Here is a 17,214-nt window from a genome sequence, read left to right as displayed (position 1 = left end):
ATCGTCGGTATCTGTACATCCATTAGATGTATCGGTAATCGTTAGCGTATAAGTAGTTGTTGTTCCTACCGTTGATGTTGGATTCGAGATCGTAGCATCATCTAATCCTGTTGCTGGCGACCATGAATAGGTAAACCCTGCAGCGGAAGCAGCTCCTATCTGCACACTGGTATTGGTACAAGTAATGGTTCCATCTGTTCCTGCATTGGCTGTTGGAACAGTGTTGTTTACTGTTACTGTTACATCATCAGTAGCGGTACAACCAGTTGCTGTTTCAGTAATTGTTAATGTATAAGTAGTTGTTGCTCCTACCGTTGATGTCGGATTCGAGATCGTAGCATCATCTAACCCTGTTGCTGGTGACCATGAATACGTAAATCCTGCAACAGAAGCAGCTCCTATCTGTACACTTGTTGTTGTACAAGTAATGGTTCCATCTGTTCCTGCATTGGCTGTTGGTAAACCACTATCTACTGTTACTGTTACATCATCAGTATCTGTACAACCAGTTGCTGTTTCAGTAATTGTTAGCGTATAAGTAGTTGTTGTTCCTACCGTTGATGTTGGATTCGAAATCGTAGCATCATCTAATCCTGTTGCTGGTGACCATGAATACGTAAACCCTGCAGCAGCTGCAGCTCCTATCTGTACACTAGTAGTTACACAAGTAATGGTTCCATCTGCTCCTGCATTGGCTGTTGGTAAATCATTATCTACTGTTACCGTTACATCGTCAGTATCTGTACATCCATTAGAAGTATCAGTAATCGTTACCGTATAAGTAGTTGTTGTTCCTACGGTTGATGTTGGATTCGAAATCGTAGCATCATCTAATCCTGTTGCTGGTGACCATGAATAGGTAAATCCTGCAGCAGAAGCAACTCCTATCTGCACACTGGTATTGGTACAAGTAATGGTTCCATCTGTTCCTGCATTGGCTGTTGGAACAGTGTTGTTTACTGTTACTGTTACATCATCAGTAGCGGTACAACCAGTTGCTGTTTCAGTAATTGTTAATGTATAAGTAGTTGTTGCTCCTACCGTTGATGTCGGATTCGAGATCGTAGCATCATCTAACCCTGTTGCTGGTGACCATGAATAAGTGAATCCTGCAACAGAAGCAGCTCCTATTTGTACACTGGTATTGGTACAAGTAATCGTTCCATCTGCTCCTGCATTGGCTGTTGGTAAACCAGCAATTACTGTTACTGTTACATCATCGGTATCTATACAACCTGTTGCTGTTTCAGTAATTGTTAATGTATAAGTAGTTGTTGTTCCTACCGTTGATGTTGGATTCGAGATCGTAGCATCATCTAAACCTGTTGCTGGCGACCATGAATAAGTGAACCCTGCAACAGAAGCAGCTCCTATCTGTACACTAGTAGTTACACAAGTAATGGTTCCATCTGCTCCTGCATTGGCTGTTGGTAAATCATTATCTACTGTTACCGTTACATCGTCCGTATCTGTACATCCATTAGATGTATCAGTAATTGTTAATGTATAAGTAGTTGTTGTTCCTACGGTTGATGTTGGATTCGAGATCGTAGCATCATCTAATCCTGTTGCTGGTGACCATGAATAGGTAAATCCTGCAACAGAAGCAGTTCCTATCTGTACACTGGTATTGGTACAAGTAATGGTTCCATCTGTTCCTGCATTGGCTGTTGGAACAGTGTTGTTTACTGTTACCGTTACATCATCGGTAGCGGTACAACCAGTTGCTGTTTCAGTAATAGTTAATGTATAAGTAGTTGTTGTTCCTACGGTTGATGTTGGATTCGAAATCGTAGCATCATCTAACCCTGTTGCTGGTGACCATGAATAAGTAAACCCTGCAACAGAAGCAGCTCCTATTTGTACACTGGTGTTGGTACAAGTAATGGTTCCATCTGCTCCTGCATTGGCTGTTGGTGAACTTACAACAACAGTTTCAGAATCTGTTAATGGCACAGTACAAGTAGTAGTAGCTATAGTATACTCAACACCGTCAACCCAAACAGACCCTCCTGTCCTATTTATTGTAATTGTATTTGTTGCAACACCTGTAGTAAAAGTAATTTGCTGAGAAACATCATTTGGTCCTGCATTAAAAGCCTGTGTATTTGTTCCATCTGTTATGTTTACTGCTCCTGCTCCAGTGTTTCTAGCAATACTAATAGTTACAGTTGTTCCTGCAGGAACAACATCTCCTAATGTAATTACTAAACTAGAATTTGCTCCTCCAGCTACTAAAGCAGAGTTTGTGTTATCTAAAGTAGTTCCAACAGCGACCATAGTTCCTACTGCATTAGCTGAATCAGTAGCACCTGTAGCAGACACACCATTTCCTACTGTCGGTGCTGCGGAAGTAACAACCGATATTAAATTTATAGTTTGATCTGTAGTAATACCAGATATAGTAGGTATTGTTGCATTACCAGAACCATCTAAAGTAATGGTTTGATCTGTCCCTCCGTTTATATTATAAGTAACTTCTGCATTAGGCGTACCTGAAATTGTAAAATTTGCGTCTCCTCCAGAACAAACAGGTGATGCTACTACGGAAGCATCTGCTGTAGCGCCTGCATTAACATCGATACAAACTTGATGATCATAAGAACATCCAAAACCATCTACCACTGTATAAGTATAACATCTTGTTCCTGTTGCTGTTGGCTGAACTGTAATAGTACTTCCTGATGTAGCAATTATATTTCCATTTCCATCATTAGCAGCCCATGAAGAAGAAGCTATCGTTTGCGTAAATGTTAAATTAGGATCTACAGGCGGTATCGATGAATCAAAATTAACATTCCATGAAAAAATATGCCCGTCATCAGATAATAAACTATCCTCTATAGTTAAGCACCAGTCTCCATTTAAAGGAGAACCAATAAATGCTGCAAAAGAATTATCTGAATCGTATGAACCTGGTTGCAATGAATTATTTCCAGTTCCATTAACCATTGTTGGTCCATTTTCCCAGTCTACACCAGTTGTACCTGTTTCAACAAAATAGTAATCCCATCCTGTACCTGGCCCTGTTCCATCGTTTTGATCTGGATCTCCAAGGTTTGTCGCTCCTCCAAATCCATCAGTATGTAATATAGCAGAACTACCATTTGGAGCAGTTAAGGTTAATTGCAAATCCCCCATATAACTATGCTCCATATTAAGAAATACACTTAATATATCTGAGGCATTACTTATTGTCTCAGAAGGTCCATAACAATCTACGGTAATACAAGTAGAATATGTTGCAGTATTACTATCTGGTAAAAAAGTAGTTTCTACCAATGGAGGGGCACATGTACCAGAAACAGTTTGTGGCGTTACCACTCCAGTTATATCGGTAGTTTCTCCTAAACAAATAGAACTAGAATTTGCGGCAGTACCTGTAAAATCTGGTGTTGGAGATACTTGAACTACTTGATTTAATTTATTTGTACTCTGACATAAACCGTTAGTAATTTCTAAATTAACTAGAAAAACTCCCACAGTATTGAAAGTATGTGACACATTTGTTCCTGAAGCAACAGCTCCACCATCTCCAAAATTCCAATCGTAAGAAGCTCCTGCACTACTTCCAGAAAAAGTACCACTACCTACAAAATCAACTGTATCTCCTTGACATATTTGAATAGCTCCTGATCCATTAGCTACTGGGTTTGTAGAATCTAAATTAGCAACAATAGTATCTGTACAAGGCGTTTGACACGATATAGCTGCTTCCCATCCAGCATATTCAAAAGAACCATCAGATTGAAATGATATTGTTAAACACCCAGATGAATGACTAGAAGAAATAACTCCAGGATTTCCTGTGAAAGTACCATATAATGGATCTCCCGTATCATCTCCGTTATAAACAGTTAAAAAATCAAAAGTACTACCCTCAATATTAAAAGTACCAGCATTAAAATCTAATACTATTTGATCTCCTGGTGTGTCAGGACAAAAAGTAACCGTATAATTTTCACTACTTGAATAATTACCTCCTGTTCCTCCTGAATCTACAAAAACTCCAGAACAATCATTTATAGTATTACCATTCTCAGTTGCAATATTGTACGTTTGTGAAAAACCTACAAAAGCAAACAATATTAAAAAATAAAATATATTCTTTTTCATAATTACTTATTTCTGCTAGGTTTAATTATTATTACATAATTACTATTATCCACTTTATACATTACAGTATTACTAGGAAAAATATCTAATTGATATTTTAAAGGATTGAATGTTGACGGATTAAAACTAGCGTCTCTAGCTAATCCACTATTATATTTATTAACTAAACCAACAGAAGATAGTTTAGTTAACCCTTTACTTTCATAAGCTTGTTTGTAAGTATCTATTTTAAACCTGTTATTAAATAAATCTTTAATAACACTAAGCCTTTTAGAATTAGAATTAAAAACAAATTCATCAGCTTTATTTTTGTACACTTCTCGAATGCAATTTTCAATAAACGCATCTGAATAAGTATTGCTTTGTGCAATACCCTTGTAAGAGCCAAATAAAACTAATAGGAATAACAAGCAACAAAACAGTTGCTTACTATCACGGGGAGATAGTAATTTTTTCATTTGTGTAATTATTAGGTTTAAATCTTTAACGCAGTCAAGCGTTTCTTTAAAAGAAACGCTTGACTGATTGCTTTACCCTACCCCCAAAATTTAATCTATATATAATTGTGTGTGATTTCTTAACAAATAAGGTTATCATTTTTAATTAGATTGGGTTTAATTTTGGATTTTGTGTAAAAACGAAGTGAAATTAACAAATGTTTAACTGTTTCAAAACATTCTAGTTAAATGGTAGATTTATTCGTCAAGAAACATTTTACAACAAAAAAATCTTGTTTCGCAACAAACCATAATCTTAAAAAACCACTAATTTTCTTTGCAATTGAATAAATTATAGTTTGTAAGTTTTACCTATCTTTGCTGTCTTAATTTATTAAAGGATAACCCCTTTATAATTATTGTTATGAACAAAGAACAAATTACTGTGGACGATTTTGATGAAATAGGTGAAAACCACATAGGAACATCGTACGATACTCCTTTACGTAAAGATGCTTTTGATATGGATAATAATGATAAAATTGAATCCATTAAAAAAGATGTTGAAAGCATTATGCATACACTTGGTTTAGACCTAACTGACGACAGCTTGAAAGGAACTCCTAAAAGAGTTGCTAAAATGTTTGTAAAAGAAATATTTGGGGGGCTACACCCAGACAACAAACCTAAAGCCTCTACATTTGACAATAAATACAAATATGGAGAAATGCTAGTTGAAAAAAACATCACTCTATATTCAACCTGCGAACACCATTTATTACCTATAGTTGGTAGAGCTCATGTTGCCTATATCTCTACCGGAAAAGTAATAGGTCTTTCTAAAATGAATAGAATTGTAGATTACTATGCTAAAAGACCACAAGTTCAGGAGCGTTTAACCATACAAGTAGTAAAAGAACTTCAAGAAGCTTTAGGCACAGAAGATGTTGCTTGTGTTATTGATGCTAAACATTTATGCGTAAATTCAAGAGGAATTAGAGATATTGAAAGTAGCACTGTTACTTCTGAATTTGGAGGACAATTTAAAAATGAAAACGTTAGACGTGAATTTTTAGACTACATAAAACTAGACACTGATTTTTAAAAATCAATAAAATGAAATTATATCAAACTCAAAAATTAAAAATATATAACTCTCTAAGCGGAGAAAAAGAAGTTTTTAAACCTATTACTGAAGGATTTGTTGGGATGTATGTGTGCGGACCAACAGTATACAGTAATGTACATATGGGGAACGTAAGAACCTTTATGAGTTTTGATACTATTTACAGATATCTTTTACATTTAGGCTACAAAGTAAGGTACGTTAGAAATATAACAGACGCTGGCCATTTAACAGATGATAATTCTGAAGATAAAATATCTACCAAAGCTCGTTTAGAAAAATTAGAGCCTATGGAAATTGTACAAAAATACACTGTAGATTTTCATGATATTTTGAAAGAATATAATTTCTTACCTCCTAGCGTTGAACCAACTGCTACAGGACATATTCTTGAGCAAATTGAAGCAACTCAAAAAATACTAGATAATGGATTGGCTTATGTATCTAACGGCTCTGTCTATTTTGACGTTCTAAAATACAATGAAACAAAAAATTACGGTATACTTTCCAAAAGAGTTATAGAAGACGCTATTGAAAATACCAGAACATTAGATGGACAGTCGGATAAAAAGAACCCACAAGACTTTGCTTTATGGAAAAAAGCAGAACCAGAACACATACAGCGATGGAACTCTCCTTGGTCTGTTGGTTTTCCTGGATGGCATCTAGAATGTACCGTAATGAGCACCAAGTATTTAGGAGAGCAATTCGATATCCACGGAGGAGGAATGGACTTAAAGTTCCCTCATCATGAATGTGAAATTGCACAAGCAGAAGCATGCAACCACAAAGCCCCTGTAAAATACTGGATGCATACCAACATGCTAAATTTAAACGGTAAAAAAATGTCTAAATCTACAGGAAACCATGTTTTACCGCAAGAAATTTATACTGGAAACAACAACGTACTATCTAAAGCTTTTTCACCAAGTGTAACACGCTTCTTTAGCATGCAAGCACACTACTCAAGCATTTTAGATTTATCTAATGAAGCGCTATTGGCGTCAGAAAAAGGCTTTAATAAATTAATGGATGCTATTAATCTTTTAAATTCTTTAGAAATAAGCAAAGAGTCTAGCTTTGGTATACAGTCATGGAAACAGAAGTGTTATGATGCTATGAATGATGATTTCAACACTCCTATCTTAATAGCTCATTTATTTGAAGCTGTAAAATTTATCAATCAGATTAATGATAAAACAGCTCATATAACTAAAGATGACCTTGACATCTTATCTAACACAATGAATGCTTTCGTTTTTGATATTTTAGGATTAGTAAACGAAAGTAAAAACAGTAATAATTCAGACAAACTATCTGGTACAATTGAATTATTAATTAAACTGCGTGCAGAAGCAAAGGCGAATAAAGATTATGCATTATCAGATCAAATAAGAGATGAATTAAAAGAACTTGGAGTTCAATTAAAAGACGGAAGAGAAGGAACAACTTTTTCTTTAAACTAACGAAATACTAGCGAAGCTTATAAGCTAGCTTCGCTTTTTTATTAATGAAAAAGCTATTTACATATCCATTTATTTTTATTATTCGCTTTTACCAAGTAGCTATTTCACCTTATACCCCAGCAACTTGTAGATATACACCAACATGCTCCAGTTACAGTCTAGAAGCTTTACAAAAACATGGTTTGCTAAAGGGAGGATGGCTAAGTATTAAGCGCATTGGTAGTTGTCATCCATGGGGGGGATCTGGTTACGATCCTGTTCCTTAAATTAACCATATTAACATCTTGTTAATTTAATTTTATAATCTATTGCATATTTCTATCTTTACGCAATACGTTATAGATTATAAAACATGACTACATTTTTACACATTAATTGGAACCCGAGCGACACTTTAATCAACCTAGGACCAATACCGATAAAATATTATAGTTTAATGTTTGTAATTGCCTTTTTAGTAGGATTACAACTCATGAAAAAAATCTATAAACACGAAAGTATCGACCTAGAAAAACTAGACACTTTATTTGTATATGGAGTTGTTTCAATTTTATTAGGAGCTCGATTGGGTCATGTATTTTTCTATGATTGGGCTTATTATAAAAACAACCTGCTAGAAATTATTCTTCCCTTCAATACTACCACAGGTAAATTTACTGGTATTGCAGGGTTAGCTAGTCATGGAGCTGCAATAGGTATGATTGTAGCCATGTATTTATACCATAAAAAATACCCAGATGTTAAGCTATCTTGGGTACTAGATAGAGTTGTTATCCCTGTAGCTTTTGGAGCCATATTTGTTAGACTAGGAAATCTAATGAACTCAGAAATCATTGGTAAACCAACAGGATCTGATTACGGCTTTAAATTTATTCAAAGACATATTAATCCCAGAACAGCAATTAAAGAAACAGGTATAAACGATGTTAACAAAGCATATGATGCCATAGTAAACAACCCTAAATTCAGTCATTTATTAGAGGCTGTTCCTAATACTCATCCAGCCCAATTATATGAGTCAATAGGGTATATTTTTGTATTCATAATATTGTATTTAACCTACTGGAAAACCAATAAATCGCAAAAACCTTTCTATATTTTTGGCTTGTTTTTAGTTCTATTGTGGTCGGTTCGTTTTTTAGTTGAATTTGTTAAAAATTCTCAAGGTGGATTTGAAGAATCTTTAGGACTTTTATCTACTGGACAATGGCTTAGCATCCCTTTTATAATTCTTGGCCTATATTGCATGCTTCGACCAGTTAAAACCGCTTAACATGAACTACAAATCTATTCTAATTAGCCTATTAACCGTAGGAACAATTTCGTGTAAAAAAGACACTACTACAAAAAACAATGTAAAACCACCAGAAATTGTTTTTAAACACGAAGCAAATCTATCTATACTTGACAGTCTAAAAACAACTAAAATAGACTTAGAAATTGAAATAGCCGATAATGATTTTGAACATCAAACCGGATTGATGTACAGAAAAAAAATGGAGCTTAACCGAGGTATGTTATTTGTATTTGATAAAAGTGAAATGAAGAGTTTTTATATGAAAAACACCCTAATACCTTTAGATATTATTTTTATTGACTATAACAAACAAATCATCAATATTGTTAAAGAAGCAAAACCATTAAAAGAAGAATCTATTTACTCAGAATCTCCAGCTTATTATGTATTAGAAGTTAATGCAGGAATGAGTGATAAATGGAACTTAAATAAAGGTGATTACATTAGCTTTACAAAGCTATAGATTTCACCTTATTGATAAAACCACTTATCGACATAAACCAATATTTCATCTATACCAATGCTCATATCAAAGATAAAGCTTTCAAGAAAAACATACTTCTCCTTAAATTTGATACTAACGATACGTATTGCACTTTATGTGTAAATTATTAGCAGTTTCAAATCGACTTAATATAGAGTAAGTGATTAGTTATTCCTGATAATGTATGCAAAATATAAACCAGTGATTTTAAATACTGTTATTATATTTTAATAAAAAAATGCTTTGGAATATATCCAAAAAAAGGCTCCGATTTCTCGGAGCCTTTTTAATATATATAAAAGTAAAAACTTATATAACTAACACTTACATTTAAGCTTCTTGAACTTCTAATTCTTCTTCCTCTTCTTCTACTTTTTCTCTCTTTAATTCCTTTTTCCCTACCGTATCAAACATTACAGGGGTTGCAATGAATAAAGAAGAATAGGTACCTACTAAAACACCAATAATTAAAGCAAAGATAAATCCTCTAATTGACTCACTACCTAGTGCAAATATAATTACCAATACTATTAACGTAGTTACAGATGTATTTAACGTCCTACTTAATGTAGAGTTTAAGGCACTATTTACAGTTTTTCCGAATGGCCACTCTTCATGGTTTCTATAATACTCTCTAATTCTATCAAATACAACAACCGTATCATTTAACGAATAACCTATTACTGTTAAGATAGCCGCAATAAATGCTTGATCAATCTCCATGTTAAATGGCATTAGGTTATATGTTAAAGAGAATATCCCTAATACAATAATAACATCATGAAAGACAGCTGCTACTGCTCCTGCACTAAATTGCCACCACTTAAATCTTCCTAAGATATATAAGAATACTATTAATAAAGAACCTATTACCGCAAAGTAAGAAGCTTTCTTTATATCATCAGCAATAGTAGGACCTACCTTCATTGCCTCTAAAATTCCGTACTCTTTATCATCTCCACCAGACATAAATTGCTCTAAAGTTATCTCTTTAGCAAAATATGGCTTTAACACTTCATATAATTTTCCTTGAATATCATTATCTACTGCTTCTCCACTTTCAGCAACTCTATATTTAGTACTTATCTTTAATTGATCATCACCTCCAAAAGTCTTTGCTTCTGCACTTCCTAAAACTTTTACTAAATTATCTGTTGCTTCTGTTGCGTTTACAGATTGATCAAACCTTACTTGATACGTTCTACCTCCAGAGAAATCAATACCTGGATTTAAACCTTTAGTAAAAATTGATCCTAAGCTTGCTATAATTAATACTCCAGAAATAATGTAAGCCATTTTTCTCTTTCCTAAGAAATTAACCTTCATATTCTTGAACCAGTTCTTAGTTACGTTTGTAGAGAATGGTAACGAACCTCCATTTTCAACATCTCTATCTACCAACAACCTTGTTATAAATATAGCTGTAAATAAAGATGTTCCAATACCTATCATTAAAGTAGTTGCAAAACCTTGAATTGGACCTGTACCAAATAAAAATAATATCAATGCAGTTAAAAAGGTAGTAACATTTGCATCTAATATAGAAGATAAGGCATTACTAAAACCATCTTTAACAGCTTCTAATTGCGTTTTCCCTGCTGCTAACTCCTCTCTAATACGTTCGAAAATAAGTACATTAGCATCTACAGACATACCAATAGTTAATACGATACCTGCAATACCTGGTAAAGTTAACACCATTCCTGGCAAACCAGTTAAGAATCCGAATATTAATAAGATATTTAATAATAAAGCGATATCTGCATACAAACCTGCTTTACCATAATAAAACACCATCCAGATTAATACAATTAATAAAGCAATACCAAATGACATAATTCCTTTATCTATAGCTTCCTGGCCTAATGAAGGTCCTATCTCTGCCGATGAAATAATATCTGCTGAAGCAGGTAATTTACCTGCACGTAATACGTTTGCTAAATCTTTTGCTTCTGTAATTGTAAAGTTTCCAGAAATAGAAGTTTGTCCACCATCGATAGGACCATTACTACACATTGGATCTGAATAAACAATTCCATCTAGCACGATAGCAATTGTATTTTTAGCCTTAAACACCTCATCTGTTACCTTATACCACTGTTTTGCTCCTGTTGCATTCATAGCAACTCCAACAGAAATTTCTCCCGCATTTGTAAAATCCTGACGTGCATCTGTAACCACATCTCCTAACATTGCTGGATTACGATCCTTATCTGATTTCAATGCTAATAATCTTACATAATCATTAACATCTGTTTCTGCTAATCCGTAACGATCTTTTCTATCTTTATCAGAAACTGGTAAACTCCACGCAAACTTAGCGTATTTCAATTCTCCTTTTCTTAATGAAGCTGTCGATTTTAATATTGAGTTCACTGCAGAAGTATCTGCTGTTTTCACAATACCAATTGTCGCCATACTTGGCTGAATTTTAATTAAATCTAATAATGGATTTACTTCTTTTTCAGCATCCTCTCCACCTAATAACTCATCTACATTCTCATCTTGATTTACTTCAGTTGAGTCTACAGCAACTTCTTTCTCTTCTGTAGGCTTCTTAGCTTCTTTTAATTTATTGTTAGCATCAGCTAAATATTGAAAAACTTCATTTGCTAAGTGTGTTTGATAAAACTCCAATTGAGCAGTACCTGAGACTAACTTCTTAATACGAGCAACATCTTTAGCCCCTGGCATTTCAATTAAAATACGAGCTGAATTACCTAATCTTTGGATGTTAGGCTGAGTTACCCCAAACTTATCGATACGTTTTCTTAATACTTCGAAAGCCGATTCAATAGATTCATCTAATTTTCTTTCTAATACTTTTTGAACATCTTTGTCATCCATTCCTACTTTCACCTCTCCCTCTAAAGAACGGTTTACAAATAAACCTGGAGTAGCTAAAGGTGTTGGAGTAATTCCTTCATTAGCTTGATCAAAAGCTTTAAAGAAAGATTCTAAATAAGTATCATCTGAATTGGTTTGCATTTCATCTGCCAATTCTAATGCTTTTAAAAATGTAGGGTTTTTAGATTCGTTAGATAGTCCCTTTAAGATATCTTTAGTAGAAATCTGTAAAATTACGTTTACTCCCCCTTTTAAATCTAAACCTTTATTTAAAGCCTTTTTAGAAGCATGGTCGTAAGTAATTCCTGCAAAAACTGGGTTATTTCTTACCGAATCTAAATATTTAAATTCAACTTCATCTTGTGTCTTTCCATCCACCGGATTTGCCTTAGCAAATGCCTTTGCATCATCTTCTACTTTATCGGCTATAAATGTAAACGACAATTGGTATATGCTCACTGCTATAAACAGAAAAGCAAGTAATTTAAATAGTCCTTTGTTTTGCATTATAATTAATTTAGTTAATCTACATTTGTTTAAAAACGAGCAAATATAATTTTTCTCTATAGATTAAACAATATATTTAACTAGTTTATTAGCCTTTTAAACAAAAAAGTCAGCTAAAAATAACTGACCATAATTTCTTCTTTTAAAGGTAATATTACATTCCCGCCGAAACTTCTTGTTTTTCGTATCCAGCTGGAGGAGTCATATCAAATTTATCATCTGAAACTGCCTCTTTTTTTATCTCTGTCACTTCTGCTTTAACTATAATTTCTTTTCCAGCTTGCATTACTTTTGTTTCTGAAAACAAAGGAAAACCTTTAATTTTATTTCCCATCTGAGCTGCAGACTTACCCATACTCGGTAATTGATCTGTAGCATAAATAACAACATTGGCATCTACTCCTTGAACCTTCATTTTTACAATGTATTTTTTGCAGTTATAACCTAAAAACTCTTTGGTCTCTTTGGTCTCTTCTACAGATACATCTTTTAGTTTCTCTTCTGAGTTATCAATTTTCTGTAAAATATATTTTTTACCTACCATTGGATTATCCATAATTACCAACATCTCTTTTGTACCCATATTTAAAATAGATGTAGTATTTCCTGCCATTGGACTTTTTAACTCTGCCCTAGATTTTCCCTCCTTAAAATATGTAGTTGTAATCATTTCACCAACCATAGCCAATTGCATATTCATTTGCGCATCAGGACTAGACATAGTTTGTTTAGATATTATTTTTCCTTCTGTTATTTTTTCTTGAGCAATACCTAATGTACTTACTAATATGGTAGCTAATAATATTAATTTCTTCATTTTAATTTTGGTTTAAATTTTAATTTCAGCTTGTTAGACTCAACCTAGAACTATTTGTTACATTATTAAATAAAAAAAGTCATCTTTTTTAAAAAAGATGACTTTTACTTTATATATAAAATCTTATAAATCTAATAATCCGTTTGTTTTCTGCACACCTTCTGCAGATTCAGCTAATTTAGCCTTTTCAGCGTCTGTTAAACTAATTTCAACAATTTTTTCGATTCCATTAGCTCCTAAAACACAAGGAACACCAATAGACAAATCGTTTAAACCAAACTCGCCATCTAATAATGCCGAACAAGGGAATATTTTTTTAGTATCACAAGCAATTGCTTGCACCATAGCAGATACAGCTGCTCCTGGTGCATACCATGCAGAAGTACCTAACAGACCTGTTAAGGTAGCTCCACCAACTTTAGTATCCTGAACAACTTGATCCATTCTCTCTTCTGATAAAAACTCTGAAACTTTAACTGAATTTCTAGCAGCTTTACCAATTAACGGAACCATTCCTTTATCTGAATGCCCTCCTATCACCATTCCATCTACATCAGAAATAGGTGCTCCTAAAGCCTCAGCTAAACGATATTTAAAACGTGCAGAATCTAATGCTCCCCCCATTCCAATAATTCTATTCTTAGGTAAATTAGTAGCCTTATGAACTAAATAGGTCATCGTATCCATTGGGTTAGACACCACTATGATAATAGTATTAGGAGAATGCTCTATCAAACTAGCTGAAACTGTTTTAACAATACCAGCATTAATCCCTATTAATTCTTCACGAGTCATTCCTGGTTTACGAGGAATACCAGAAGTAATTACACACACATCACTACCTGCAGTTTTAGAATAATCGTTAGTAGAACCAACAATTTTAGTATCAAAACCATTTAAAGAAGCTGTTTGCATTAAGTCCATTGCCTTCCCCTCAGCATACCCTTCTTTGATATCTAATAATACTACTTCTGATGCAAAATCTTTAATGGCAATATATTCAGCACAACTTGCACCTACTGCTCCAGCTCCAACTACTGTTACTTTCATTTTTGTTAATTTATTATATTAATTTATTAATTGTGTTCTAATTTATCTTATAATGAAACGCCAGATTTACATTCGGGAATTCCCCAATTGTAAACATAGATGAGATATAGTATTTATTACCTATGTGATAATTTAAACCCACATCTCCTTTAAAATTAGTTGTTGTTTCTTCTAACTCTTCTAGACTAAGATTGAACAAGCTCAAAATTAAACTATCTTTCCCTCCTAACTCATAATTAAACTGATTTCTAGAAAGACCCAAAGAACTGTGTAACTCAAACTTACCAAACTCTTTAGACGCTATAAATTGAAACAACCATGAACTTGCGTCTACAATCACCGAATCTACTGTAGCAATTGGCTCTTCTCCTGGTTGAGGATTTGAAGATTCTAACCTAAATTCGTTAAAAAATAAGTCTAAATCGAATTTTGAATATGACAATAAAACGGCCACTTCTACACTATTTTCTTTCCTGTTATATTGAGTAAGATTATGTTTTAAAGCCAAACCAAAAATTTGATAATCTGACACGTCAATTTTTACTTTAGGTGAGTAACGAACTGTTAAATCTGTTTCTTTCCATAACCCTACAGAAGCTTGTAAAAAAGGGTGCGCTAAAACCTCTTGATCAACCCCTTCAAAAGCCTGCATTTCATAATCTTCTCCGTCTAAAGTAAAATCAAAAAAGGTACTATTTCCTCCTCCTAAAGCAGTTGGTATTACAACCGAATCATCTCCTCCTCTTATCTCAAAACTTGAAAAATCTGAATTAGAAATTGTATAACTTTTTTTATTGTTCGGAATGTATAAAGCATTTGCATGCACTGATACTTCAACTTGGAATTTATCTAAACTTTTAGCTGTAGAATACCAAGATGAAGTTGCCTGGTACATAGACGCATCTGCAGCTGGAGACACATATTCTCCAGAAAGAAAAATTAAATCATCTAACGTTCTTCCTAAATCCGCATTAAAAGTTTGAGAAAACGAAAAACTTCCAACAAAAAACAGTAAAAGAGAATAGTACTTAGGCATCAATATTTGCATATTTAGCGTTCTTCTCTATAAACTCTCTACGTGGTGGAACCTCATCTCCCATTAGCATAGAAAATATTCTATCTGCCTCGGTTAAACTCTCTATTGTTACTTGACGCATTGTTCTGAACTCAGGATCCATTGTTGTTTCCCACAATTGCTCAGCATTCATCTCTCCAAGACCCTTATAACGTTGAATTTTTGCACCATCACCATATTTCATCATTATCATATCTCGCTGATCATCATTCCAGGCATATTCACTCTTAGTTCCTTTTTTAACCATATATAATGGTGGAGTAGCTATGTAAATATGTCCATTTTCTATTAACTCTTTCATATATCTAAAGAAAAAAGTCAATATTAAAGTAGAAATGTGAGAACCATCAACATCGGCATCACACATAATAACTATTTTATGATAACGTAGTTTTGATAAATTTAAAGCTTTGCTATCTTCTTCAGTACCTATAGTAACACCTAATGCTGTAAAAATGTTACGAATTTCTTCATTTTCAAACACTTTATGTTGCATTGCTTTCTCTACATTCAATATTTTACCTCTTAATGGTAGAATAGCTTGGAAGTTTCTGTCGCGACCTTGCTTGGCTGTACCACCTGCCGAATCTCCCTCTACAAGGAACACTTCACATTTTGCAGGGTCTTGTTCAGAACAATCAGATAATTTCCCAGGTAAACCACCTATGCTCATTACTGTTTTACGCTGAACCATTTCGCGTGCCTTTGCAGCGGCATGACGCGCCTGAGCAGCTAAAATAACTTTCTGAACAATTGTTTTAGCATCGTCTGGGTGTTCTTCTAAATAATCGGTTAACATCTCAGAAACTGCTTGACTAACAGCAGCTGACACCTCTCTATTTCCTAGCTTCGTTTTAGTTTGCCCCTCGAACTGTGGCTCAGCAACTTTAACAGAAACAATCGCTGTTAATCCTTCACGGAAATCATCTCCTGAAATATCAAACTTAAGTTTAGTTAACATTCCTGAAGTCTCTGCATACTTCTTTAAGGTATGAGTTAAACCTCTTCTAAAACCGCTTAAATGTGTACCTCCTTCGTGTGTATTGATGTTATTTACATATGAATGTAAATTCTCAGAATAAGAAGTATTATATACCATGGCTACTTCTACAGGGATTCCATTCTTTTCTCCCTCCATGGCAATCACTCCAGCAGTTAACTGCTCTCGAGTTGCATCTAAATATTTTACAAACTCAGAAAGTCCTTCTGTAGACTGAAAAGTTTCCGATATAAAATTACCTTCTTCGTCTTTTTCTCGTTTATCTGTAATAGAAACTGTTATACCTTTATTTAAAAAAGAAAGTTCTCTTAATCTTGCCGCTAGAGTATCGTAGTTATAAACTGTAGTTTCTTTAAAAATAGAATCGTCTGGTCTAAAAGTAACCATTGTTCCATTTCTATCTGTTTCGCCAATTGACTTTACAGGATATAAAGCCTTTCCTCTTTCATATTCTTGTTCCCAAATTCTACCTTCTTTGTAAACAGTAGCTTTTAAATGATTCGATAATGCATTAACACAAGAGACACCTACACCGTGTAACCCTCCTGATACCTTATACGAATCTTTATCAAACTTACCACCGGCTCCAATTTTAGTCATTACAACCTGTAGTGCAGAAACTCCTTCTTTTTTATGAATTCCTACCGGAATACCACGCCCGTTATCTAAAACAGATATAGAATTATCTTCGTTAATCCAAACATCAATCTTATCACAGTGCCCAGCCATAGCCTCATCTATAGAGTTATCTACCACCTCGTAAACCAAGTGGTGTAAACCTCTAACCCCTACATCTCCAATATACATCGAAGGACGCATTCTAACATGCTCCATTCCTTCTAACGCCTGAATACTATCTGCCGAATAATTGTGATTTTTAGTCTCTTCGCTCATATATAAATCTTGATATTTTATTCTAAATTTTCTGAAACAGACAAATATAAAAAAAGAGTCGGTAATTATCACTAATCAACCCCCGCAAATACAAGAAG

At 34.0% G+C, this 17,214-nt stretch carries 12 protein-coding genes; 5 read left to right on the top strand and 7 right to left on the bottom strand.

Annotated elements, in window-relative coordinates; translation table 11 throughout:
• On the bottom strand, positions 1–4,116 hold a 4,116-nt coding region (locus tag ACFQ1O_RS13775), incomplete at its 3' end, for a beta strand repeat-containing protein (protein WP_377716872.1).
• Between the two features lie 2 nt (positions 4,117–4,118).
• A complete protein-coding gene (locus ACFQ1O_RS13770) occupies positions 4,119–4,574 on the bottom strand; it encodes a hypothetical protein (protein ID WP_377716869.1) in 456 nt (151 codons plus the stop codon).
• Between the two features lie 403 nt (positions 4,575–4,977).
• On the opposite strand from ACFQ1O_RS13770, the gene folE reads away from it, so the two are divergent.
• From folE to ACFQ1O_RS13745, 5 genes are all read left to right on the top strand, one after another.
• A complete protein-coding gene (gene folE / locus ACFQ1O_RS13765; protein WP_377716866.1) occupies positions 4,978–5,658 on the top strand; it encodes a GTP cyclohydrolase I FolE in 681 nt (226 codons plus the stop codon).
• Between the two features lie 11 nt (positions 5,659–5,669).
• Entirely contained in the window at positions 5,670–7,145 is a 1,476-nt protein-coding gene (gene cysS / locus ACFQ1O_RS13760; protein WP_377716864.1) for a cysteine--tRNA ligase, read from the top strand.
• Between the two features lie 44 nt (positions 7,146–7,189).
• On the top strand, positions 7,190–7,411 hold the full coding sequence (gene yidD / locus ACFQ1O_RS13755; protein ID WP_377716861.1) for a membrane protein insertion efficiency factor YidD: 222 nt from the start codon (positions 7,190–7,192) through the stop codon (positions 7,409–7,411).
• A gap of 86 nt (positions 7,412–7,497) precedes the next feature.
• Positions 7,498–8,418, top strand: coding sequence for a prolipoprotein diacylglyceryl transferase (gene lgt / locus ACFQ1O_RS13750; RefSeq protein WP_377716859.1), 921 nt, complete (start codon positions 7,498–7,500; stop codon positions 8,416–8,418).
• 1 nt (position 8,419) lies between these two features.
• Entirely contained in the window at positions 8,420–8,905 is a 486-nt protein-coding gene (locus tag ACFQ1O_RS13745) for a DUF192 domain-containing protein (RefSeq protein WP_377716857.1), read from the top strand.
• Between the two features lie 351 nt (positions 8,906–9,256).
• Here ACFQ1O_RS13745 and secDF read toward each other — a convergent pair whose 3' ends face one another.
• From secDF to gyrB, 5 genes are all read right to left on the bottom strand, one after another.
• Complete coding sequence (gene secDF / locus ACFQ1O_RS13740) at positions 9,257–12,280, bottom strand: protein translocase subunit SecDF (protein ID WP_377716855.1); 3,024 nt, start codon at positions 12,278–12,280, stop codon at positions 9,257–9,259.
• A gap of 154 nt (positions 12,281–12,434) precedes the next feature.
• On the bottom strand, positions 12,435–13,097 hold the full coding sequence (locus ACFQ1O_RS13735; RefSeq protein ID WP_377716853.1) for a hypothetical protein: 663 nt from the start codon (positions 13,095–13,097) through the stop codon (positions 12,435–12,437).
• Between the two features lie 123 nt (positions 13,098–13,220).
• The gene (locus ACFQ1O_RS13730) at positions 13,221–14,147 is read right to left on the bottom strand and encodes a malate dehydrogenase (RefSeq protein ID WP_377716852.1); all 927 of its coding nucleotides are present in this window, start codon (positions 14,145–14,147) and stop codon (positions 13,221–13,223) included.
• A gap of 37 nt (positions 14,148–14,184) precedes the next feature.
• Positions 14,185–15,183 carry a DUF6588 family protein gene (locus ACFQ1O_RS13725; protein ID WP_377716850.1) on the bottom strand — a complete coding sequence of 333 codons (999 nt, stop codon included), beginning with the start codon at positions 15,181–15,183 and terminating at the stop codon, positions 14,185–14,187.
• Positions 15,176–17,116, bottom strand: coding sequence for a DNA topoisomerase (ATP-hydrolyzing) subunit B (gene gyrB, locus ACFQ1O_RS13720; RefSeq protein WP_377716848.1), 1,941 nt, complete (start codon positions 17,114–17,116; stop codon positions 15,176–15,178). The genes ACFQ1O_RS13725 and gyrB overlap by 8 nt, the downstream gene beginning before the upstream one ends.
• Positions 17,117–17,214 lie beyond the last annotated feature (98 nt).

Source organism: Pseudofulvibacter geojedonensis (assembly GCF_042675745.1).
In the GTDB taxonomy this organism is placed as follows: domain Bacteria; phylum Bacteroidota; class Bacteroidia; order Flavobacteriales; family Flavobacteriaceae; genus Pseudofulvibacter; species Pseudofulvibacter geojedonensis.
This window is presented reverse-complemented; position numbering and strand designations above follow the sequence as displayed.

Coding starts and splice junctions, on each gene's coding strand:
- ACFQ1O_RS13770 (WP_377716869.1), bottom strand. CDS start 4,574: ATGAAAAAATTACTATCTCCCCGTGATAGTAAGCAACTGTTTTGTTGC.
- ACFQ1O_RS13725 (WP_377716850.1), bottom strand. CDS start 15,183: ATGCCTAAGTACTATTCTCTTTTACTGTTTTTTGTTGGAAGTTTTTCG.
- yidD (WP_377716861.1), top strand. CDS start 7,190: ATGAAAAAGCTATTTACATATCCATTTATTTTTATTATTCGCTTTTAC.
- folE (WP_377716866.1), top strand. CDS start 4,978: ATGAACAAAGAACAAATTACTGTGGACGATTTTGATGAAATAGGTGAA.
- lgt (WP_377716859.1), top strand. CDS start 7,498: ATGACTACATTTTTACACATTAATTGGAACCCGAGCGACACTTTAATC.
- gyrB (WP_377716848.1), bottom strand. CDS start 17,116: ATGAGCGAAGAGACTAAAAATCACAATTATTCGGCAGATAGTATTCAG.
- secDF (WP_377716855.1), bottom strand. CDS start 12,280: ATGCAAAACAAAGGACTATTTAAATTACTTGCTTTTCTGTTTATAGCA.
- cysS (WP_377716864.1), top strand. CDS start 5,670: ATGAAATTATATCAAACTCAAAAATTAAAAATATATAACTCTCTAAGC.
- ACFQ1O_RS13730 (WP_377716852.1), bottom strand. CDS start 14,147: ATGAAAGTAACAGTAGTTGGAGCTGGAGCAGTAGGTGCAAGTTGTGCT.
- ACFQ1O_RS13745 (WP_377716857.1), top strand. CDS start 8,420: ATGAACTACAAATCTATTCTAATTAGCCTATTAACCGTAGGAACAATT.
- ACFQ1O_RS13735 (WP_377716853.1), bottom strand. CDS start 13,097: ATGAAGAAATTAATATTATTAGCTACCATATTAGTAAGTACATTAGGT.